We start from the raw sequence: 534 nt of genomic DNA, 5'->3' as shown, positions 1-534 counted from the left end.
TCCCTAGGCGCAAGCCTTAAGACCCCTGAAAGATGATCAGGTTGATAGGTCCGAGGTAGAAGTGTGGTGACACATGTAGCTGACGGATACTAATCGGTCAAGGACTTAATCTAACAAAAAGCGGAAGCGCCTGTCCATCGACGTACAAACATCCTAGCTTCTGACGAGATAAAGGAAACACGGCGAAGAATGAGCCGATGTTGACTTATCGTAGGAAGAAGCGTAGATGTTTGCTAGTCGATAGGCGCTGGAGCTAGATTTCAAAAGATTGACGCTTCTTGAGTTTGTCTTCTTCTTTATCTGGTTTTGAGAGAATAAACTCTCTACAATCCTTACATATTCTGTGTAAGTTTATAGTCTGGTGGCAATAGCGAAGAGGTCACACCCGTTCCCATCCCGAACACGGCAGTTAAGCTCTTCAGCGCCGATGGTAATAAGGGGCTTCCCCTTGTGAGAGTAGGACGTTGCCAGGCAAATGGAGGATTAGCTCAGCTGGGAGAGCATCTGCCTTACAAGCAGAGGGTCGGCGGTTCG

The 534-nt window shown here is 47.8% G+C and carries 2 rRNA genes; both read left to right on the top strand.

Features of this window, described 5'->3' with window-relative positions:
• Positions 1-113 (top strand): 23S ribosomal RNA (locus KI363_RS21685); the annotation flags it as partial.
• 244 nt (positions 114-357) lie between these two features.
• Positions 358-473: ribosomal RNA gene (gene rrf / locus KI363_RS21680) — 5S ribosomal RNA — on the top strand.
• Positions 474-534: the final 61 nt, after the last annotated feature.

Source organism: Lederbergia ruris (assembly GCF_018332955.1).
In the GTDB taxonomy this organism is placed as follows: Bacteria; Bacillota; Bacilli; order Bacillales; family Bacillaceae_C; genus Lederbergia; species Lederbergia ruris.
Note: the sequence above shows the minus strand (reverse complement) of the source record. Positions and strands in the feature narration are given on the sequence as shown.